A 19,201-nucleotide genomic window follows, 5' to 3' on the forward strand; every position below is an offset into this window, starting at 1 on the left:
CTGCGGCCGCTCACGTGGCGGTGTAGCGGTCGCAGGTGTACTTCGTAGCGATGGGAGCGGGGTTGAAGATCTGGCTGAACGTGCGTTTGTCGCGGACGACGAACGACGCGTTATAGTGTAGTTGAAGCAGCCCGTTCGGCACCCAGGCGGAGCCGACCACTGGCTGATAGTCGTAGTTGATTTCGACGAACATCACCCCCGAATCGGGTGGTGCCGTGACGATCACGCCGGGGTCACCCATCCCGCTGACCTCCTTGCCGGGGGCGGCCGGCCAGGGTTGCACGCCCGAATCGGTAGTTGCGACACCGTAGCGCGAATCGTAGTTCGCGCCCTTCTTCAGGCCGATGCAGCGTTGCCAGCGGATGTATTGCTTGCCGTTATGCTCCTCGAGGCTCGACAGCGTGATGCGGCCGTTCTGCGTCACGCCCCATTTCTCACCCTGTAGCCGCGCCGCGGTCAGTGCGTCGTTGACGTCGATCTCGCGGAGCTGCGAGGAATTGTCGCTCTGCATGTCGCCGACGCGCGATGCGTTGTCGGCGAGCGACAGCGCGATCTGGTTGATCCGCTGGTTCATGTTGACGACATTCGCGGTCTCGGTCGCGTAGCAGGCGAGCGCCAGCACGATCGGCAGCGAGTAGGCGAATTCCATCAACGCGACGCCGGAGCGGTCGCGCCCGAGCGCGCGCATCAGCCGTCCGGCGCGCGCGATCGCCCGGCGGTTTGTCACGTGCATATCGATTGCACCGGCTGGACGACCTGCGTCTTGTAGGGCTGGTTCTTCAGCAACGTTTCCCCGGTGATCGTCTGCGTCGGCGGTAATCCCAGCAGCCCCGCGACCGGGAACAGTCGCGGATAGGTGACCGTCATCGTGTAGCGCGTGACATCGTTCGCGCCGCCCTGCGACTGGCGGCCGGGATCGGCGTCCCATTGCTTGTTGCCGTTGACGTCGTCGTAGCATTCGCCGGGATCGCGCACGCCGTTGCCGTTCTTGTCGGTGAAATTCTCGGGTTTGACCAAGAGGAAGCTGGAATAGCTGCGGCGCGTCGGCGTGAATTTCATGCCGGTGCCGAGGATGCTGACCATGGCGATCACCTTGGCATCGACGTCGGTGGCGGATTGCGCGTTGTCTTCGAGCGCGGAATCGCGCCCGGCCTTGTACATCGCGCCGTCGAGGATCGACTGTGCGTACGCCTGATACATCAGGTCGCATGCCCCTATCAGCAGCGTGCACATGACGGGGGTGATGATCGCGAATTCGACGACGGTGACGCCGCGACGATCACCTCGCAGTCGGCGGGCCAGCGCGGCGATCACTTGTCGAGCCTCAGCATCGCCACCTGCTTCGCGATCTTCTGGAACAGCGTCGAAAGACCGCTGCCCGTCGTCGTATAGAGCGCCTGCCCGCTGTTGCTGGCGCACTGCGTCAGTTCGTTGGTCGAACTGGGGCCGATCGCCACGGTCCAGACGTCGATCTTGAGCTGGGCTGCCTGTGCGCATTCGTAGAGGAAACGGGCGTTGTGGAAGTCCTTGAGCGGGGTGGCGCTTCCGCCGCTGACGCGCTGATCGTACAACTCCATGCCGTACTGTCCGTAGATCGCGGAGCTTGGCGCCATGTCGCCGTCGGTCAGGAACACGATCACCTTTTTGGGCGTCGGCTGACCCGTGCGGCCCGTATTGTCGGCAGCGAATATGCCGCTCGGCGCGAGCAGGCGGACGCCCCAGATCATGCCCGTGTCATGATAGGTACCACCCAGCGGCTTGAAATCAGCCGCGTCGACGTAGCCCGCGATGTCGTCCGCCGACATGACTGCCAGTCGGCGGATCGGCTTTCCGCAGGAGTAAAATCCCGAGGCGCGGCGCGCATCCGATCCGAGGTTGAGCGCCGGATAACTCGACCCATAAGCGTAGGGGGCGAAATTCTCATCGTTGCTGTACTGCGTCATGGTCGCCGCATAGCTGTACCGCGCCCAGCTGATGCCCGCCCACGCAGGTCGCCAGCGCGTCGCGACGGCGCCCGTCGGCACGAGTGACGGATCGAGGTCGTACGAGCTTGAATTGTAATTGATCGTGCCGGCCTGGGTCTGGCGTTCTTCGATGCATCCGTCCCAGGCGGCGGTGGCGCCGTCGACGCGCGCGGGGTCGTCGACATTCCCCCCCTTGATATATTGCGATACGTCGACCTGATATTGGCCGTACGTCCAGACCGGGCCCATCGTCTTGACCACGGTGGTACAGCCGAGGCTCGCGTTCCATTCCTGCGACGTGATGGTCGCGCGTCCGTCGCTGACCCGGAACGGGTAGGGGTTGCCGGGCGTCGCTGCCGGATCGCGCGTGGGCGTGCCCGCGCTCGACGTGCAGCCTTGCTGGCTCTTGTTGTTGCCTTGCGGGGTCGTGGTGCGGCTGATCTCGTACTCGCCTGAGACCGCGCGTGTCTCGTAATCGACCTTCTCGCCCGTATTCGCGCCGATCAGATAAGCCGGGTTGACCGAATAGATTGCCTTCCCCGCGTTGATGATCGAGGTGTAGCTGACGAAGCCGTAGCGGATGCGCGTGTTCGCATCGACGCTGCTCTGCACCGTCGCGTAGAAATCCTTCACCGCCTGGCGCAGTGCCTTGATGCGCGAACCATTGCCGACGACGGTTTCGGGAACGCCGAACCCTTTCTGCGCGGTGTAGCCGGGCATCGCGTACGAATCGGTCGGTCGCGTGTACGACACCGCAGGGTTGTTCTGGACGTACGTATTACACTGCGTTTCGGTGTCCTCGGGACGGCACGCCATCGAGCCGGTCGTGTCGAGCACGAAGATGATGTCGGTGTCCGAAATGTCGTAGCGCGCCTTGCACGCGACGCTAACGGGCGTGTCGGACGCGTTGATGATCTTGGTGATCGTCATCGGGACCATCACCGACGCCGTTCCCGACACCTGCTGATCGCTCGTCTTGACCGGGGTGAAGACCGGATTGCTGGTCGATACCCACCCGGCCTGGAAATTGTTGCGGAAGAAGGTCTGCGCCTGCGTCGTCGCATTGCTGTCGAGCGTCGTCGACCCGTCTGCCTTCATGAACTTGCGCCCCGCGAGCACGCCCGCGTCGCACGCCTGCTGGAGCCGCGATTTCACCGCGTAGAGCCGGCCCATGTCGACCGCCGACCCCGCGAACGCCGTCAGCGGGATCAGCGACGCCGCCATGATGACGAGCGCGTTAGCGGTTCGATCACGCAGCAGCCGCGTCAGAAACGATGCGCGGCCTCGTGGGTGATCGGAGGAGGGCAGGGGATCGGTGCTGGACACTAGATGATGATGAGGCCGAAACGTACAATAGTGCCTCAAGGATCACGGTTAACGCGCCGTCAGGATGTCTTGCCGATCGATTAAGACGCCGCCATTTCAGCGGCGTGCGTGACATTCAGCGACCCAGCAGCCCGGCCAACGTCTTCGGTTGGTGTGGGTCACGATTCGAGGGCGGCGGGGTCGCGACGTTGTTCGCGCTCGACCGCCAGCTCGGCGACATCGTGCGCACGACCGAGCAACCGATCGTCGGGCAGATGCGACTGACCTGGTGGTATGAGGCATTGACCCGGCTCGATCGGGAACCACCCCCGGCGCAGCCGCTGCTGCAGGACCTCGCCGTGAGCGTGATCACGCGCGGTGTCGAGGGCCGTGCGCTCGCGGCGATGACCGAGGGTTGGGAGATATTGCTCGACGACGAGCGGCGCGACACGGGGGCGCTGGTCGAGGTCGCGCGCCGCCGCGGTGCGACGCTGTTTCGCGCCGCGGGCGTGTTGCTGGGCGAAGATGATCGCGCCCTCGACGATGCCGGTACCGTCTGGGCGCTCGCCGATCTGGCGGTGAACGTCAGTGATGCGGGCGTGCGCGATCGCGCGCGGGCCGCGGCTATCGACCTTGGCCGTCCCGCATTCGCCACGCGCTGGTCCGGTGCGCGCGTGCTCGGCGCGCTCGCGCTCGACGCGCGCGCCGCGATGCTGAGGCGCGGGGTCGCGAATGGTCCCCGCCGCGCGGCGCTCACCACGCGATTCCGTATGATTGGGCGTTGACCGCTTCCGCCTCGCCGATCCGCTGGCTAGCCTTCGGATATGGCTTCGGGGGGGAGTGGGTGGCATGTGGCGTTATGTGGTTGGCGGGCTGGCATTGACGTTGCTGATCGGGGCGGGGTGGCTGTGGTCGCAGGGTGACCCCGCCGGGGACCTTGCCGCGCGGGCGGCGACGCTGACGCCCGCGATGCCTCCTGCTGCCGTGCAGCGCGGCGACGACGAACCACCTGCGGTTCTACCCGAGGCATCGGAGCGGACGCGCGAGCAGAAGCGGTTCGACCGCTACGATAAGGATCGCGACGCCAGCATCACGCGCGATGAATATCTGCTCGGTCGCCGCAAGGCATTCGCCAAGCTCGACCTCAACCGCGACGGGCAATTGTCGTTCGACGAATGGTCGGCGAAGACGGTCAAGCGCTTCACCGACGCCGATACCGATCGGTCGGGCGCGCTGACCGCGGCCGAGTTCGCGACGACCAAGCCCAAACGCAAGACGCGGCGACCTGCGTGCAATTGCCAGGCCGCGCCCGCGCGCGACGATGATTAGGCGGCCAGCCAGCCCGCCAGCGCGGTGCGACCGCGATCGGTGTACATCCGCTTGCGATCCGCCTTCTTCGTCTTGCCCTCGATTGGCGGGAACAGGCCGAAATTGACGTTCATCGGCTGATACGTCTCGGCGACGGCCTCGCCGGTGATGTGCGACAGCAATGCGCCGAGCGCGGTCTCGCGCGGGGGCGGGGCAAGCGTCCGCCCGGCGAGCTCCGCCGCCGCGAAGCGTCCGGCGAGCAGGCCGATCGCCGCACTCTCCACATAGCCTTCGCATCCGGTGATCTGCCCGGCAAAGCGGATGTTCGGTCGCGAGGCGAGCCGCAGCGTTCCGTCGAGGAGCTCCGGCGAGCGGAGGAACGTGTTGCGGTGCAGCCCGCCGAGCCGCGCGAACTCGGCGTTCTCCAGCCCCGGGATGGTTCGAAAGATGCGGACCTGTTCGGCGTGCTTAAGCTTGGTCTGGAAGCCGACGATGTTCCACAAGGTGCCCTGCGCGTTGTCCTGGCGCAATTGCACCGCGGCATAGGGCCAGCGTCCGGTGGCGGGCACGTCAAGCCCGACGCCCTTCATCGGGCCGAAGCGGAGTGTTTCGGGGCCGCGCGACGCCATCACCTCGATCGGCATGCAGCCCTCGAAATAAGGGACATTCTCCCACTCCTTGTATTCGGTCTTTTCGCCATCGAGCAGCGCTTGGACGAAGCGGTGGTATTGCTCCTTGTCGAGCGGGCAGTTGATGTAGTCGGTGCCGTCGCCCTTGTTCCAGCGCGACTGCGCCCAGGCCACGTCCATGTCGATCGAATCGCGGTGGACGATCGGCGCGATCGCGTCGAAGAAGGCGAGCGAATCGCGCCCCGTCTCCGCGGCGATGCTGTCGGACAGCGAGGCGGCGGTCAGCGGGCCCGTGGCGATAATCGCGGGGCCCTCGGGCAAAGAGTCGACGCGTTCGCGTACGATCGTGACGTTGGGATGTGCCGAAAGCGCGGCGGTCACCCCGGCGGAGAAACCGACGCGATCGACCGCCAGCGCGCTGCCTGCGGGCACGCGGTGGGTGTCGCCGGTACGCAGGATCAGCGAGCCAAGCACGCGCATTTCCTGGTGCAGCAGTCCGACCGCGTTCGACTCGGCGTCGTCCGACCGAAAGCTATTGGAGCAGACTAATTCAGCGAGATGATCGGTGTGGTGTGCAGGCGTGCTCTCGCCGCTGCCGCGCATCTCCGACAGGCGCACCTTGAAGCCTGCTTCGGCGAGCTGCCATGCGGCTTCGGAACCTGCGAGCCCGCCGCCGATCACGTGAATGTCATGGGTCATGAAGGGGCAGATAGCGCCTGACCCCATGACCGCAAGCGCGGCGTCACTGTGGGGCGTCACTGCGGCTGGACGTTTACCAGTGCGTCAATCGCGGCCTGCAGGATGTGCGCCGCGGCGGCCGAATCGATCCGTTCCGCGCGTTTGGCGCGGCTCATGTCCTGCTCGATCAATGCGCGTTCGGCGGCGACGGTCGACCAGCGTTCGTCCCACAGCAGGATCGGCAGGTTCATGTCGACGCAATTGCGCGCGAAAGCGCGGGCGGACTGACTGCGCGGGCTGACGCTGCCGTCGAGATTGAGCGGCAGGCCCATGACGATGCCGACGACGTGCTGCGCCTGTATCAGCCGCACGAGTTCGGCCTTGTCGGCAGTGAACTTCGTGCGGCGGACGAGCGGGGCGGGGCTGGCGAAGCTCCAGCCCGCGTCACACAGGGCGGTGCCTATCGTCTTGGTGCCGAGATCGAGCCCCAGCAGCCGCCCACCGTCGGGCAGCGCCTCGGCGAACGCGCGCGCATCGGTGGTGATCATCGGGCGGTCATCCGGCGCGCCGCATCGGCGCGGACGTTGGCCCAGAACAGGCTGTAGTCGTAGACGTGGTAATTGTTGCCCGGCAGCACGTACGGCCCGACATCAGGGGGCGATCCGATCAGCAGCAGGCCACGCGCGTCGCAGCGGGCGCCGACGGTGCCGGGACGAAGCTGCGCGGTCGAGAGATCCTCGCTCGGGTATAGCGTGCCGAGATTGGCGCTCGCCGGGGCAGTGGTAAAGGGCACGCCGGTGATCGGGTTGGTGCACAGCATTCGCGTGCCCTTGCGCGGGCGTCCGTCGAACCCGGTCGTCCGATCGTAATTCTCGGTGATCAGCGAGGGATCGGCCGGCTCGGCGAAGCTCTGCCACGAAAGGACGCACCCGCGCTGATCGGCGGTCGTACACGCCGGGAGGCCGAGCGCGGCCAGATCGGTGGCGGTCGAGACGGGCCAGCCGACCACGTATGCGGCAACAATGCGTCGCGCGATTGGCTTGCCCGCGACGCGGTCACGCAGCAGGTGGGTCAGATGCAGCCCGCCCTGGCTGTGTCCGGCGAGGACGATCGGGCGGTCGGGGCCGACCTGCGCGACGAACGCGTCGAACGCCGCGAGCACGTCGCGGTACGCCTGATCGAGTGCTCGCTCCGCATTCGCCTGATCGGTCAGGAACGCGCCGAAGGTCGCCTGATGATAACGCGGCGCCCAGATTTCGCCGACGGCGTTGAAGGCACTCGCTTGGCCACGCAGGAACAGCGCGGCGCGGTCGTTCGCTTCTTGGTCATCGAGCGGCGCGTTCCAGTGCGCGCGGTTGAGATACGAGGTCGGGTGAATGAAGAACACCGCTGCGCCGCCGGGTTGTTTCCGCGCCTGCTGACCTGCGGGGGTCCACGAGGCGGGATTGTTGCGGATGTCGGGGCGGGCGAGCCACAGCTTGGCATCGCGGTAGTCGGTCGGGGTCAACCCGCGGACCGCCTTAAATTCCTCGCCCGGTACCATCGCCGCGCGCATCAACTCGACGCCCCAGATGCGATAGGCAAGCAGCCCGGCGAGCACGAGGACGATCAACCCGGCGACGACATAGAGAAATTTGCGGACCAAGTTGCGCATCCAAGCCGCGACGCCGCGGAAGCGCGACGCCGGATCGCGCTGCTCTGCCGCAGCGCCTACGCGCGCGCAATCGTCGTGGTTGCGCCGAGCGCTCGGCTGATGGTAGCGGCGCGGGCATGTCCGTAGACACAGCAACCGTCAAACGCGTGGCCAAGCTCGCGCGGATCGCGATTCGTGACGAGGAGGCAAGCCGCCTCGCGCCCGAACTCGGCAACATTCTCGGCTGGATCGAGCAATTGGGGGAAGTCGACACCTCGTCGGTCCAACCGATGACCGCGGTGATCCCCAATCGTCTGCGGCTACGCGACGACGTGGTCACCGATGGCAATATCCGCGCGCAGGTGCTCGCCAACGCGCCGCAGGCCGAACACGGCTTCTTCACGGTTCCGAAGGTGATCGAATAGTGAGCGACCTGACCGACCTGGGCATCCGCCAGATCCGCGACGGCGTAGCGGGCGGCGACTTCTCCGCGCGCGAGGTGGCCGAGGCCTTCAACGCCGCCGTTGCCGCCGCGAAGCCGCTCAACGCCTTCATCGTCGAGACGCCCGATCACGCGCTCGCCGCGGCCGACAAGGTCGATCAGGCGCGCGCGGCCGGCGAGACTCTGCCGCCGATGGCGGGTGTGCCAATCGGGATGAAGGACCTGTTCTGCACCCACGGCGTGCAGACGACCGCGGCGAGCCACATCCTCGAAGGGTTCAAGCCCGAATATGAGTCCACCGTTTCGCAGAACCTGTGGAACGCGGGCGCCGGGATGCTCGGCAAGCTCAATCTCGACCAGTTCGCGATGGGGTCGTCGAACGAGACGAGCTATTTCGGCAACGTCATCAGCCCGTGGCGGCGCAACGACGGCGGCAATGCGCCCCTCGCGCCCGGCGGGTCGTCGGGCGGCAGCGCGGCGGTGGTCGCGGGGCGGATCGCGCCGGGCGCGACGGGCACCGACACGGGCGGCTCGATCCGCCAGCCCGCGGCATTCGTGGGTATCTCAGGCATCAAGCCGACCTACGGGCGCTGCTCGCGCTGGGGCACGATCGCCTTTGCCTCCTCGCTCGATCAGGCCGGGCCGATGGCGCGCGACGTGCGCGATTGTGCGATCATGCTCGAGGCGATGAGCGGGTTCGACCCGAAGGACGCGACCTCGCTCGACCTTCCCGTGCCCAAGTGGGAAGAAGGGCTGAACGCCAGCATGGCGGGCAAGCGCGTCGGGATCCCGCGCGAGTATCGCGTCGACAACATGCCCGAGGAAATCGAGGCATTGTGGCAGCAGGGCATCGCCTGGATGCGCGACGCGGGCGCGGAGATCGTCGAAGTGTCGCTGCCGCACACGCGCTACGCGCTGCCGGCCTATTACATTATCGCGCCCGCCGAGGCTTCGTCCAACCTCGCGCGGTACGACGGCGTGCGGTTCGGACAGCGCGACCTGCCAGAGGGTGCGAACCTGCAGGACATGTACGCGGCGACGCGCGAGGCGGGGTTCGGTGACGAGGTTAAGCGCCGCATCCTGATCGGCACCTACGTGCTGTCGGCGGGTTTCTACGACGCCTATTTCACGCAGGCATCGAAGGTCCGCACGCTGATCGCGCAGGATTTCGAGCGCGCGTGGAAGCGTTGCGACGTGCTGCTCACCCCGACGGCGCCGTCGGCCGCGTTCGCGTTGGGCGAGAAGAGTGCCGATCCGCTCGCGATGTATCTGAACGACGTCTTCACCGTGCCGTCGTCGCTGGCCGGGCTGCCGGCGATGAGCGTGCCGGGCGGGCTCGACAAGGCGGGTCTGCCGCTGGGGCTGCAGGTGATCGGCCGCGCGCTCGACGAGCAAGGCGTGCTGGACGCGGCGCTCGCGATCGAGGAACGTGCGGGCTTCGTGGCGCGGCCGGAGCGCTGGTGGTGATAGGCAGGCGCGCGAGCGAAGCTCGTGCGCCGGGTGTGGAAGCGGATTGACGACAATGGAATCAACCTATCGCATCAAGGGCGCGACCGGGGACTGGGAGGTCGTGATCGGCCTAGAAGTCCACGCGCAGGTGACGAGCAACGCCAAGCTGTTCTCTGGCGCGGCGACCGCGTTCGGCGCGGAGCCGAACAGCCAGGTCAGTCTGGTCGACGCGGCAATGCCGGGGATGCTGCCGGTGCCCAATCGCGAGTGCATCCGTCAGGCGGTGCGCACCGGGCTGGCGATCGACGCGCAAATCAACAAATGGTCGCGGTTCGATCGCAAGAACTATTTCTATGCCGATCTGCCGCAGGGTTATCAGATCAGCCAGCTCTACCATCCGCTGGTGGGCGAGGGCGCGATCGAGATCGAGGATGGCGACGCGGTCAAGACGATCGGGGTCGAGCGTATCCACGTCGAGCAGGACGCGGGCAAGCTGATGCACGACCAGCATCCAACGCGTTCCTACGTCGACCTCAACCGGTCGGGCGTGGCGTTGATGGAGATCGTCAGCCGCCCGGATATGCGTTCGCCAGCGGAAGCCGGCGCTTATCTGACCAAGCTGCGCTCGATCCTGCGCTACGTCGGGTCGTGCGACGGCAACATGGACCAGGGTTCGATGCGCGCCGACGTGAACGTCAGCGTGCGGAAGCCGGGCGATGAACTCGGCACGCGTACCGAGACGAAGAACGTCAACTCGGTCCGCTTCGTGATGGCGGCGATCGATCATGAGGCGAAGCGTCAGGTCGCGGTGCTGGAGGACGGCGGCGCGATCCAGCAGGAGACGCGGCTGTTCAATCCCGACACGGGCACGACGCGGTCGATGCGGTCGAAGGAAGATGCGCACGATTATCGGTATTTCCCCGATCCCGACCTGTTGCCGCTCGAACTCGACGACGCCTTCATCGAGGAATGCCGCGCGTCGCTGCCAGAACTCCCCGATGCCAAGCGCAAGCGGTACGAGGCGCTGGGGATCAGCGCCTATGCCGCGAACGTGTTGACCGCGGAGGTTGAGAGCGCGCGCTGGTTCGACGCACTGCTGGACACGGGTGCAGCCCCGGTCGCGGCGGCGAATTGGGTGACGAGCGAGCTGTTCGGCGCGCTCAACCGTCTCGGCACGTCGATCGTCGACAGTCCGGTCGAGCCGGGGCAGGCGGCGGAACTGCTGGCGCTGGTGGCGGACGGCACGCTGTCGGGGAGCCTCGCCAAGCAGGTGTTCGAGGCGATGCTGGAGACGGGCGACGCGCCGGGCAAGATCGTCGAGGAACGCGGGCTGAAGCAAACCAGCGATACGGGCGCGATCGAGGCGGTGATCGCCGACGTGCTCACAAAAAATCCCAAGCAGCTCGAGCAATATCGCGGCGGCAAGGAGACACTGTTCGGCTTCTTCGTCGGGCAGACGATGAAGGCGATGGCGGGCAAGGCGAACCCGCAGGTGGTCAATGATTTGCTGAAGAAGGCGTTGGCGAGCTAAGTCGCAGGGGCGAGAGAGGGTCGGCCGCAATGGTGCGACCGACCCCGATGTGGTCACTGCTGCGTATCGTCCTGGTTTTTCACTTCGCCGCCGGTGCCGCTGTTGCCGTCGAATTCGCCGGTATCAGTGAACATCGCGGGCTCCGTACCGCCTTCACCGCGCTCAACCGCGTCGCTGCGCGCTTCCACCGCCTGCTGGATGTCGGGGCGAGGATCGTCGCGGTTCGGGATCACGTCAACTGTCTTGGGGTCGCTCATGTCGGCCTCAGATCGTGGGGTTGGCAGGCGCGGGCGTCTCGTCCGGCGCACCGGGGCTGGGCACGTCGATGTCGGGGCCGGGCGGCGTGATCTCGGGCGGGGGCACGTCGGGCTGCGCAGGCTGCGTCGGCTGCGGCACGTCGGCGGGCAGATCGCCTGGATTAGTGGCCATGTGTTCGTCTCCTTAGGGCGTTCCAACGCGGTGCGACGCGCTTCGGTTGCCGCCACGCTTGCTCCCGCGGTTTCCACGGTATAGAGGCGCGCGACCGACGGTGTCCTGTGCGGGCGTGGCGGAACTGGTAGACGCAGCAGGTTTAGGTCCTGCCATCGCAAGATGTGGGGGTTCGAGTCCCTTCGCCCGCACCAGTCCCGCGTTCCTCTCGCGGGTGCCACCATCAACGATATTCCTAGAAGCGAAGGCGTAACATGCAGACTGTGGAGACGTTGAACGAGGGGCTGAAGCGCGCCTACACCCTCACCATCCCCGCCGCCGAGATCGCGAAGAAGGTCGACGCCGAGCTGAAGCGCGTCGCTCCGCAGATCCGCATGCCCGGTTTCCGTCCCGGCAAGGTGCCCGCCAATCTGGTACGCAAGATGCACGGCCCCGCGCTGATGCAGGAAGCGCTCAACACCTCGATCCAGGACGGCATTCAGTCGCTGATCGCGGAGAAGCAATTGCGTCCGGCAACCCAGCCCTCGGTCGAACTGGCTGACGGATATGAGGAAGGCAAGGACGCCGAGCTCAAGGTCGAGCTCGAAGTGCTGCCGCAGGTGCCGACGCCCGCGATCGACGCACTGAAGCTTGAGCGTTTGACGGTGCCGGTCGCCGACGAGGCGGTCGACGCGCACCTGCAGAAGTTCGCTGATCAGCAAAAGAAGTGGGACGACGCCGGCGACAAGGCCGCCGAGCAGGGTGACCTCGTCACGGTCGATTTCGTCGGCAAGACGACCGACGGCGTCGCGTTCGAGGGCGGCACCGGCGAGGACATGGCGGTCGAGATCGGCTCGGGCCGTCTGATCCCCGGCTTCGAGGATCAGGTCGTCGGTGCAAAGGCGGGCGAAGAGCGCCAGATCAAGGTGACGTTCCCCGAGGATTACCCGGCCAAGGAGCTCGCTGGTCAGGACGCGACCTTCGACCTGACGATCAAGTCGGTGAAGACCGCGGGCGAGAGCGTGATCGACGATGAGCTCGCGACCAACCTAGGGCTTGAGAGCTTGGAACAGCTCCGTGGTCTGCTGAAAGGGCAGATCGAGCAGGAGCACAACGGGCTGACGCGCACGCACATGAAGCGCAAGCTGCTCGACCAGCTCGCCGAGGGCCACGATTTCGAAGTGCCGCCGTCGATGGTCGAGGCGGAGTTCAACCAGATCTGGTCGCAGCTCCAGCACGAAGCGACGCACGAGCCCGACCCGCAGGCGGCCCTTGCCGAGATGGGAGCCGAGCGCGACGATTACCGCAAAATCGCCGAGCGCCGCGTGCGCCTGGGGCTGCTGCTGTCGGAGATCGGCCAGGCGAACGGCGTCGAGGTTAGCCAGCAGGAGATGCAGCGCCTGATCATGCAGGCAGCGCAGCAGTACCCGGCTGAGCAGCGCCAGCAGTTCGTGCAGTACGTTCAGCAGGAGCCGATGGCGGCTGCCCAGCTGCGCGCGCCGCTGTACGAGGACAAGGTCGTCGACTTCCTGTTCGACAAGGCCGAGATCACTGACCGCGAGACGACGCGTGAGGAGCTGGAGGCCGCGATCGAGAGCGAGGACGGCTTCGCGACCGGCACCCACACGCACGACCACGACAACCACAAGCCCAAGCAGAAGGCGAAGAAGGAAGCCGCGAAGCCCGCGACCCACGACGATGCTGCCGAGGTGACCGCGGCCGAGCCGGCGAAGAAGGCCGCCAAGAAGCCGGCGGCGAAGGGCGATAACGCCGGGGTCGAGCCGACCGACGTCGAAGCCGCCCCCGCCAAGAAGCCGCGTGCCAAGAAGGGTGCGCCGGTCGAGGCGGAGACGCAGGTGCTCGAAGCATCGCCCGAGGCAGCAGAGGCGGCCGAGGGCACGACTGCCGCCGACGCGTCTGCTTCTGACGCGGCGGCACCCGCTGCCAAGAAGCCGCGCGCGAAGAAGGCGCCAAAGACCGAAGCGTGATGTTAAGGGGTGGGCGCTAGTCAATGGCGCTCACCCGCGGCATCGTCGCGGGCTGTGTTCCTTCAGTCTGGAGCGTTGCTGCGGCGATGCTCGAACGGGTGTTCAGTGCCGCTACCAACCGCTCCGACGATCGCCGTCCTGCTGCCCTGCTATAATGAGGAAGCCGCGATCGCGCAGACGATAGCGGGTTTTCGTGCCGCACTGCCGGGTGCCGCGATCTACGTCTACGACAACAACAGCCGCGACCGGACGGTCGAGGTAGCGCGCGCCGCCGGCGCGATCGTGCGCACCGAGCGTATCCAGGGCAAGGGCGCGGTGGTGCGGCGGATGTTCGCCGACGTCGATGCCGACGTCTACGTGATGGCGGACGGCGACGCGACCTACGATGCTGCATCCGCACCCGCGCTGGTCGCGCGCCTGCTCGACGAGCAACTCGATATGGTGGTCGGCAGCCGCGTGCACGAGGCGGTCGACGCGTATCGCCGCGGACATCAGTTCGGCAACGCGATGCTGACGGGCATGCTCGCGCGCCTGTTTGGCCGCAGTTTCAGCGACATCCTATCGGGATACCGCGTCTTCTCGCGTCGTTTCGTGAAGAGCTTTCCGGTTCTGTCGGTCGGGTTCGAGATCGAGACCGAGATCAGCGTCCACGCGCTCGAGCTCAAGATGCCGGTTGCCGAGGTAGCCACGCCGTACTTTGCGCGGCCTGAGGGCTCCGCGTCGAAGCTGTCGACCTACCGCGACGGCTGGCGCATCCTGGGCACCATCGTCACGCTTTACCGCATCGAGCGGCCGCTGTGGTTCTTCGGCGGCCTGGGTGGCTTGCTGGCGCTGCTCGCGGTCATTCTCGCGGTACCGCTCGGCATCACCTATGCCGAGACGGGACTGGTGCCGCGCGTGCCGACTGCGATCCTGGTCACCGGTCTGGTCATCATTGCGACGCTGGCCTTCTTCGCCGGCTTGATCCTCGACACGGTGGTGCGCGGCCGGCGCGAGGTGCGTCGGCTCGCCTATCTGGCGCATTCGGCACCGCAGCCTGCCTGATCCACCTCGCCGACGTTGGGGCTTGAACAAGCCTGCGCCAGCGACGATGTTGCAGGTCTTCCCTTCAAGAGAGTTTTTCCATGCACAATCCGTTCGACAACGGCGATTTCGCGGGCAAGTTGGCGAGCGCCGGCGTCGGCCTCCAGCCGACCCAGGCCGGGCTGGTTCCGATCGTGATCGAGCAGTCGAACCGCGGCGAGCGTTCGTTCGACATCTTCTCGCGCCTGCTGCGCGAGCGCATCGTGTTCGTGACCGGCGGCGTCGAGGACGGCATGGCCTCGCTCATCACCGCGCAGTTGTTGTTCCTTGAGTCGGAGAACCCGAAGAAGGACATCTTCATGTACATCAACTCGCCGGGCGGCGTCGTGACGGCGGGCATGGCGATCCACGATACAATGCAGTACATTCGGCCGCGCGTCGGCACGGTTTGCATCGGTCAGGCGGCATCGATGGGCAGCTTCCTGCTGGCGTCCGGCGAGCCGGGGATGCGCGTTGCGCTGACCAACGCGCGCATCATGATCCACCAGCCCTCGGGCGGTGCGCAGGGCATGGCATCGGATATCGAGATCCAGGCCAAGGAAATTCTGCGCATCCGCAAGCGGATGAACGAACTCTACAGCCAGTACACCGGTCAGCCGATCGAGGAGATCGAGCGTCGCATGGACCGCGATACGTTCCTTGAGGCGAACGAGGCGAAGGACTTCGGGTTGATCGACGAGGTATTCGACAAGCGTCCGGCACCGGCCGACGACGTGGCGGCGGCCGCCTGAGCGCCACCGCGCTGTTACGGCATTGCCCAATGAACGCGGGGCGGGCTACGATGCCTGCCCCACCATACCGCGGGTCCGCGGGAAGGATGATTGAATGACGAAGCTCTCCGGCGGCGACTCCAAGAGCACCCTCTACTGCTCGTTCTGCGGCAAGTCGCAGCACGAGGTACGCAAGCTGATCGCCGGACCGACGGTCTTCATCTGCGACGAATGCGTCGAACTGTGCAACGACATCATCCGCGAGGAGACGAAGTCGGCGCTCGTATCTAAGAAGGACGGCAGCGTTCCGACGCCGCAGGAAATCTGCGACGTGCTCGACGATTACGTGATCGGGCAGAAGCAGGCCAAGCGCGTGCTCTCGGTCGCGGTGCACAACCATTACAAGCGGTTGAACCACGGCGCCAAGGGCGCCGATGTCGAGCTTGCCAAGTCGAACATCCTGCTCGTCGGCCCGACCGGGTGCGGCAAGACGCTGCTCGCGCAGACGCTGGCTCGCATCCTCGACGTGCCGTTCACGATGGCCGACGCGACGACGCTGACCGAGGCGGGTTACGTCGGCGAGGACGTCGAGAACATCATCCTCAAGCTGCTTCAGGCGTCCGACTATAACGTCGAGCGGGCGCAGCGCGGCATCGTGTACATCGACGAGATCGACAAGATCAGCCGCAAGGCGGAGAACCCGTCGATCACGCGCGACGTCTCGGGCGAGGGCGTGCAGCAGGCGCTGCTTAAGCTGATGGAGGGCACCACCGCCAGCGTCCCGCCTCAGGGTGGGCGCAAGCATCCGCAGCAGGAGTTCCTTCAGGTCGACACGACCAACATCTTGTTCATCTGCGGCGGTGCGTTCTCGGGCCTCGAGAAGATCATCGGCGATCGGTTGCAGGGCAAGTCGATCGGCTTCGGCGCGTATGTCGCGTCGCCGGAAGAGAAGCGCACCGGCGAGATGCTGCGCCAGACCGAGCCGGAGGATCTGCTCAAGTTCGGCCTGATCCCCGAGTTCGTCGGGCGCCTGCCGGTGATCGCGACGCTCGAGGACCTAGACATCCCGGCGCTGGTCAAGATCCTGAGCGAGCCGAAGAATGCGCTGGTCAAGCAGTATCAAAAGCTGTTCGAGATGGAGGACACCAAGCTCGGCTTCACCGACGACGCGCTGACGACGGTCGCCAAGAAGGCGATCGAGCGCAAGACGGGTGCGCGCGGGCTGCGGTCGATCCTCGAGGCGATCCTGCTCGACACGATGTTCGACCTGCCGGGCATGGACTCGATCGACGAGGTCATGATCGACAAGGACGTAGTGGAGGGCCGCAAGGAACCGATCCGCGTTTACGCCGAAAAGAAGAAGGTGGCGGACGGCGCGGCCTGACCTGGTCATACCTCGCAGAAAGGTAGGGGCGCTGCCGGCTTGTCCGGCGGCGCCCTTTCTCGTTGGTGCACGCCTGGCCGGCGGAACGAAGAGGGTCGCGTGCGATTGTCCTCGCGGACAACGGGAGCATGGTGCGTGGACGACAATCGCGTGTGGAGTTTCGAGGAAAGCCTGTGGACGGCGACGCCCGAGCATTATGAGGAGTCGATCGACGACGAGTGCCTGATGGTGCTGCCCGAGCCGCCGTTCGTCATGAGCGGGCAGGAGGCGATCGATGCGGTCAAGAAGACACCGCGGTGGGAAAACGTTGAACTGAGCGATCGGCAGGTCGCGCGGCCGCAGGAAGGACTGATCGTCGTCGCCTATCACGTCGACGCGTCGCGCGGTGATGAGCGTTACGCCGCCTATTGCACGTCGACCTATCGCTGGCTGTCGTACGAGAATTGGCGCGTGGTGCAACACCAGCAGATGGTGTCATTGAAACCCAACGGCTGACATGAAGGGGCACTTCGCGCTGGCGAGGTGCCCCGTCTTTATTTTCTCGACGGGCGCAGGCTGGCGGCGAGTACAATGCCGGCTGTCAGCTGAATGAGGCCGTAAACGCGACGGCGGGTCGGTTTACCACTGAATGGCGCGACCAGCTCGTCGACGATGCCGACGTCGGATCGCCACAGGTCGACGTGGCGGGTCGGCTGAAGCAGGCCGAGCAGGCCGTCGCCGATCATGAACACCGCGGCCATCTCGCCCGCACGCTTGAGCGCCAGAGTAGCGTTGTCGTCGCCAGCGTTGACGGATGTGCGATCGTTCATTTGCGTGGCCTCTGCTGGTTGCTCCAGTCTCGGAACGCTTCGATCGCCGGATTTCGCCGCAGCACGCGTGCTTCTGGATCGATGACGAGGTGCGCGCCGGGCGGGGTTTCGATGACCGCCGTGCCGTCTGTCATTTCGAGGAGTCGAACTCGGCCGTCGAGGCTCACCTCGATCGGCATGGGGAAGGTGGATGCACCCGGGGTCTGCCAGCGCAACTCGGTGCGGTTGCCTGGAAGCGGCGTGGTGATGAGGCCGGGTAATGCCGCGTGGTGCAGGTAAGCGTCGAAGAACCAGTCGTAATTCCTCCCGGTCACCTGCTTGACGATGCGCTGATATTCTAGGGTCGAGCCGAAGCGGGGACGAAAGTTGCCGGGCTTGGGATCGTCGCGGCCGTAGATTTCGAGCCGCATCGCCTTGAAAAAAGCGGCGTCGCCGATCAGCCAGCGCAAGGTGTGGAGCATCCACGACGCCTTGTAGTAGATGTCGGTGCCGGGCCCGCCGAGTTTGGGTTCGTAGACCTCCTCCTCGGTCAACACCTTGTCACGCACGATCGGGTGGTCATTGGCGATCTGGTTACGCTGCGCGTCGAGCATGACGTGATAGCGCGCCTCGCCCTCGCGCCAGCGGCCGTAGAGCGGCTGCATGTAGCTGCCGAACCCTTCGTGAAGCCAGTAATCGTCCCAATTGGCGGCGGTGAGTTGATTGCCGAACCATTCGTGGCTGAGTTCGTGGTGGAACAGCCAGTCGAACCCCTCGGGTGCTTTGGCGTAGCCGTTGCCGTAGGCGTTGATCGTCTGATGCTCCATGCCCTTGTGCGGAGTTTCCACCACGCCGAGCTTCTCGTCGCCGAAGGGGTAGGGACCGATCGTCGCCTCGAAAAAGTCGAGCGTCGGGGCGAATTCGGCGAACAGCGCCTCGGCCTTCGCCTTTTCGCGGGGCAGGTACCAGTATCTCATCGCGATCGTGTTGCCGTAGCGGCTTTTGTACGTGCCGCTGATCTCCTCGTACGGGCCGACGTTGAGCGCGATGGCGTAGGTGTTGGGTTGGCGTGCGCGCCAGTTCCAGCGGGTGCGGCCGTCGGGGAATCGGTCGATGCCGAGCAGGCGTCCGTTGGAGGGCGCCTTGAGCCCCGCCGGGACCGTGATGTGGAGGTCGACCGACGCGGGCTCGCCGGTCGGAAAGTCGAGGCAGGGCCAGAACAGGTCGCAGCCGTACCCTTCCGCGGTGGTGGCGAACCAGGTGCGGCCATCGGGAGTATTCGACCACACCATGCCGTCGTCCCAGGGGGCGTTGACCGCGACGTGCGGGGTACCGCCGTAGCTGATCCGCGCGGTCACCTGCCGGCCTGCGGCGAGACGGCGGGGGAGCGTGATCGTCAGGCGGCCATCGGGATTGGTCCAGGCGGCGCGGGCGAGCGGGCGTCCGTCGATGGCGATCGCCGAGATCGGCAGGTTGCGGTCGAGGTCGATCAGCAAACGGTCGATGGCTGCGCGGGCGGTGAAGGTGAGCGTGGCGATACCGTTCAGCGCCTGGCGGTCGGGCAGCACCTCGAACGACAGATCGGCGTGGTCGAAGCGCAGCGCGGTCTGTTCGGGCAGGAGCGGACCGCCGGAACGCTGGGTCTGATTGCTGAGCGGCGGGCTCCCTTTGGGGGGCGGGGCGAGTGCCAGAAGCGGCAGCGAGAGCAGGGCGGCGATCAGGCGGGGCATGGAAATCTCGGCTGTTTGGACGATTGCAGAAACGTCAAGTGGAGGAAGTTGAGGCTGAAGGACGGTTTTGCTTTCGGTCTCAACTTCGATTGGTGGGGCGGCGATCGGTGGGGTGGCGGGCGGCGCGAGGTCACGGAATTCGAGTGACGTCGGATCGCGCCGCGGTGGCGT

General features: G+C 66.0%; 20 protein-coding genes and 1 tRNA gene. 11 read left to right on the top strand and 10 right to left on the bottom strand.

Annotated features, from left to right (window positions below; translation table 11 throughout):
* Positions 1–10: 10 nt before the first annotated feature.
* Genes KZ810_RS08275 through KZ810_RS08285 form a run of 3 tightly spaced genes read right to left on the bottom strand, consistent with a single transcriptional unit; the run spans position 11 to position 3,290 of the window.
* The gene (locus KZ810_RS08275) at positions 11–727 is read right to left on the bottom strand and encodes a TadE/TadG family type IV pilus assembly protein (protein WP_308461516.1); all 717 of its coding nucleotides are present in this window, start codon (positions 725–727) and stop codon (positions 11–13) included.
* Complete coding sequence (locus KZ810_RS08280) at positions 724–1,314, bottom strand: TadE/TadG family type IV pilus assembly protein (protein WP_308461517.1); 591 nt, start codon at positions 1,312–1,314, stop codon at positions 724–726. The genes KZ810_RS08275 and KZ810_RS08280 overlap by 4 nt, the downstream gene beginning before the upstream one ends.
* Complete coding sequence (locus tag KZ810_RS08285) at positions 1,311–3,290, bottom strand: TadE/TadG family type IV pilus assembly protein (RefSeq protein ID WP_373369147.1); 1,980 nt, start codon at positions 3,288–3,290, stop codon at positions 1,311–1,313. Before KZ810_RS08285 ends, KZ810_RS08280 begins: the two co-directional genes overlap by 4 nt.
* Positions 3,291–3,394: 104 nt before the next feature.
* Between KZ810_RS08285 and KZ810_RS08290 the strand changes: the two genes are divergently transcribed.
* Positions 3,395–4,054 carry a squalene/phytoene synthase family protein gene (locus tag KZ810_RS08290; RefSeq protein WP_219768576.1) on the top strand — a complete coding sequence of 220 codons (660 nt, stop codon included), beginning with the start codon at positions 3,395–3,397 and terminating at the stop codon, positions 4,052–4,054.
* Between the two features lie 64 nt (positions 4,055–4,118).
* Positions 4,119–4,598: an EF-hand domain-containing protein gene (locus KZ810_RS08295; RefSeq protein ID WP_219768578.1), complete on the top strand. Its 480-nt coding sequence runs from the start codon at positions 4,119–4,121 to the stop codon at positions 4,596–4,598.
* On the opposite strand, the gene trmFO is transcribed toward KZ810_RS08295, so the two are convergent.
* From trmFO to KZ810_RS08310, 3 genes are read right to left on the bottom strand one after another with little or no spacing between them, the layout of a single operon-like run.
* Positions 4,595–5,905 (bottom strand): methylenetetrahydrofolate--tRNA-(uracil(54)-C(5))-methyltransferase (FADH(2)-oxidizing) TrmFO, encoded by a 1,311-nt coding sequence (trmFO, locus tag KZ810_RS08300; protein WP_219768579.1) that lies wholly within the window; start codon positions 5,903–5,905, stop codon positions 4,595–4,597. The two genes, KZ810_RS08295 and trmFO, sit on opposite strands and share 4 nt — an antisense overlap.
* A 56-nt stretch (positions 5,906–5,961) precedes the next feature.
* Positions 5,962–6,432 (bottom strand): Holliday junction resolvase RuvX, encoded by a 471-nt coding sequence (gene ruvX, locus KZ810_RS08305; RefSeq protein ID WP_219768580.1) that lies wholly within the window; start codon positions 6,430–6,432, stop codon positions 5,962–5,964.
* Positions 6,429–7,529 carry a DUF3089 domain-containing protein gene (locus KZ810_RS08310; protein WP_219768582.1) on the bottom strand — a complete coding sequence of 367 codons (1,101 nt, stop codon included), beginning with the start codon at positions 7,527–7,529 and terminating at the stop codon, positions 6,429–6,431. Before KZ810_RS08310 ends, ruvX begins: the two co-directional genes overlap by 4 nt.
* A 125-nt stretch (positions 7,530–7,654) precedes the next feature.
* Here KZ810_RS08310 and gatC point away from each other — a divergent pair, with 125 nt between their 5' ends.
* The 3 genes from gatC to gatB are packed head-to-tail and all read left to right on the top strand — an operon-like array spanning position 7,655 to position 10,939.
* Entirely contained in the window at positions 7,655–7,942 is a 288-nt protein-coding gene (gatC, locus tag KZ810_RS08315) for an Asp-tRNA(Asn)/Glu-tRNA(Gln) amidotransferase subunit GatC (RefSeq protein WP_219768583.1), read from the top strand.
* A complete protein-coding gene (gatA, locus tag KZ810_RS08320) occupies positions 7,942–9,426 on the top strand; it encodes an Asp-tRNA(Asn)/Glu-tRNA(Gln) amidotransferase subunit GatA (RefSeq protein WP_219768584.1) in 1,485 nt (494 codons plus the stop codon). Before gatC ends, gatA begins: the two co-directional genes overlap by 1 nt.
* Positions 9,427–9,481: 55 nt before the next feature.
* Complete coding sequence (gene gatB, locus KZ810_RS08325; protein WP_219768585.1) at positions 9,482–10,939, top strand: Asp-tRNA(Asn)/Glu-tRNA(Gln) amidotransferase subunit GatB; 1,458 nt, start codon at positions 9,482–9,484, stop codon at positions 10,937–10,939.
* A 53-nt stretch (positions 10,940–10,992) separates the two neighbouring features.
* On the opposite strand, the gene KZ810_RS08330 is transcribed toward gatB, so the two are convergent.
* Both KZ810_RS08330 and KZ810_RS08335 read right to left on the bottom strand, forming a co-directional pair.
* Positions 10,993–11,196: a hypothetical protein gene (locus KZ810_RS08330; protein ID WP_219768587.1), complete on the bottom strand. Its 204-nt coding sequence runs from the start codon at positions 11,194–11,196 to the stop codon at positions 10,993–10,995.
* 7 nt (positions 11,197–11,203) lie between these two features.
* Positions 11,204–11,368, bottom strand: coding sequence for a hypothetical protein (locus KZ810_RS08335; RefSeq protein ID WP_219768588.1), 165 nt, complete (start codon positions 11,366–11,368; stop codon positions 11,204–11,206).
* Between the two features lie 109 nt (positions 11,369–11,477).
* Here KZ810_RS08335 and KZ810_RS08340 point away from each other — a divergent pair.
* The 6 genes from KZ810_RS08340 (at position 11,478) to KZ810_RS08365 (ending at position 17,007) form a co-directional block, all read left to right on the top strand.
* Positions 11,478–11,562: transfer RNA gene (locus tag KZ810_RS08340), tRNA-Leu, on the top strand.
* A gap of 60 nt (positions 11,563–11,622) precedes the next feature.
* On the top strand, positions 11,623–13,335 hold the full coding sequence (tig, locus tag KZ810_RS08345; protein ID WP_219768589.1) for a trigger factor: 1,713 nt from the start codon (positions 11,623–11,625) through the stop codon (positions 13,333–13,335).
* A gap of 105 nt (positions 13,336–13,440) precedes the next feature.
* Entirely contained in the window at positions 13,441–14,379 is a 939-nt protein-coding gene (locus KZ810_RS08350; RefSeq protein ID WP_219768591.1) for a glycosyltransferase family 2 protein, read from the top strand.
* An 80-nt stretch (positions 14,380–14,459) separates the two neighbouring features.
* Entirely contained in the window at positions 14,460–15,149 is a 690-nt protein-coding gene (locus KZ810_RS08355; protein WP_258044655.1) for an ATP-dependent Clp protease proteolytic subunit, read from the top strand.
* A 94-nt stretch (positions 15,150–15,243) separates the two neighbouring features.
* Entirely contained in the window at positions 15,244–16,512 is a 1,269-nt protein-coding gene (gene clpX / locus KZ810_RS08360; protein WP_019516844.1) for an ATP-dependent Clp protease ATP-binding subunit ClpX, read from the top strand.
* Between the two features lie 135 nt (positions 16,513–16,647).
* Positions 16,648–17,007, top strand: coding sequence for a DUF4440 domain-containing protein (locus KZ810_RS08365; RefSeq protein WP_219768592.1), 360 nt, complete (start codon positions 16,648–16,650; stop codon positions 17,005–17,007).
* Positions 17,008–17,045: 38 nt separating this feature from the next.
* Here KZ810_RS08365 and KZ810_RS08370 read toward each other — a convergent pair whose 3' ends face one another.
* Both KZ810_RS08370 and KZ810_RS08375 read right to left on the bottom strand, forming a co-directional pair.
* Complete coding sequence (locus tag KZ810_RS08370) at positions 17,046–17,321, bottom strand: hypothetical protein (protein WP_219768593.1); 276 nt, start codon at positions 17,319–17,321, stop codon at positions 17,046–17,048.
* Positions 17,318–19,030, bottom strand: a complete 1,713-nt coding sequence (locus KZ810_RS08375; protein ID WP_219768595.1) for a M1 family metallopeptidase — start codon at positions 19,028–19,030, stop codon at positions 17,318–17,320. The genes KZ810_RS08370 and KZ810_RS08375 overlap by 4 nt, the downstream gene beginning before the upstream one ends.
* Positions 19,031–19,201 lie beyond the last annotated feature (171 nt).

Origin of the sequence: Sphingomonas citricola (assembly GCF_019429535.1) — a bacterium.
GTDB lineage: Bacteria > Pseudomonadota > Alphaproteobacteria > Sphingomonadales > Sphingomonadaceae > Sphingomonas > Sphingomonas citricola.

Coding starts and splice junctions, on each gene's coding strand:
- trmFO (WP_219768579.1), bottom strand. CDS start 5,905: ATGACCCATGACATTCACGTGATCGGCGGCGGGCTCGCAGGTTCCGAA.
- ruvX (WP_219768580.1), bottom strand. CDS start 6,432: ATGATCACCACCGATGCGCGCGCGTTCGCCGAGGCGCTGCCCGACGGT.
- gatB (WP_219768585.1), top strand. CDS start 9,482: ATGGAATCAACCTATCGCATCAAGGGCGCGACCGGGGACTGGGAGGTC.
- clpX (WP_019516844.1), top strand. CDS start 15,244: ATGACGAAGCTCTCCGGCGGCGACTCCAAGAGCACCCTCTACTGCTCG.
- KZ810_RS08295 (WP_219768578.1), top strand. CDS start 4,119: ATGTGGCGTTATGTGGTTGGCGGGCTGGCATTGACGTTGCTGATCGGG.
- KZ810_RS08370 (WP_219768593.1), bottom strand. CDS start 17,321: ATGAACGATCGCACATCCGTCAACGCTGGCGACGACAACGCTACTCTG.
- KZ810_RS08375 (WP_219768595.1), bottom strand. CDS start 19,030: ATGCCCCGCCTGATCGCCGCCCTGCTCTCGCTGCCGCTTCTGGCACTC.
- tig (WP_219768589.1), top strand. CDS start 11,623: ATGCAGACTGTGGAGACGTTGAACGAGGGGCTGAAGCGCGCCTACACC.
- gatC (WP_219768583.1), top strand. CDS start 7,655: ATGTCCGTAGACACAGCAACCGTCAAACGCGTGGCCAAGCTCGCGCGG.
- KZ810_RS08330 (WP_219768587.1), bottom strand. CDS start 11,196: ATGAGCGACCCCAAGACAGTTGACGTGATCCCGAACCGCGACGATCCT.
- KZ810_RS08355 (WP_258044655.1), top strand. CDS start 14,460: ATGCACAATCCGTTCGACAACGGCGATTTCGCGGGCAAGTTGGCGAGC.
- KZ810_RS08335 (WP_219768588.1), bottom strand. CDS start 11,368: ATGGCCACTAATCCAGGCGATCTGCCCGCCGACGTGCCGCAGCCGACG.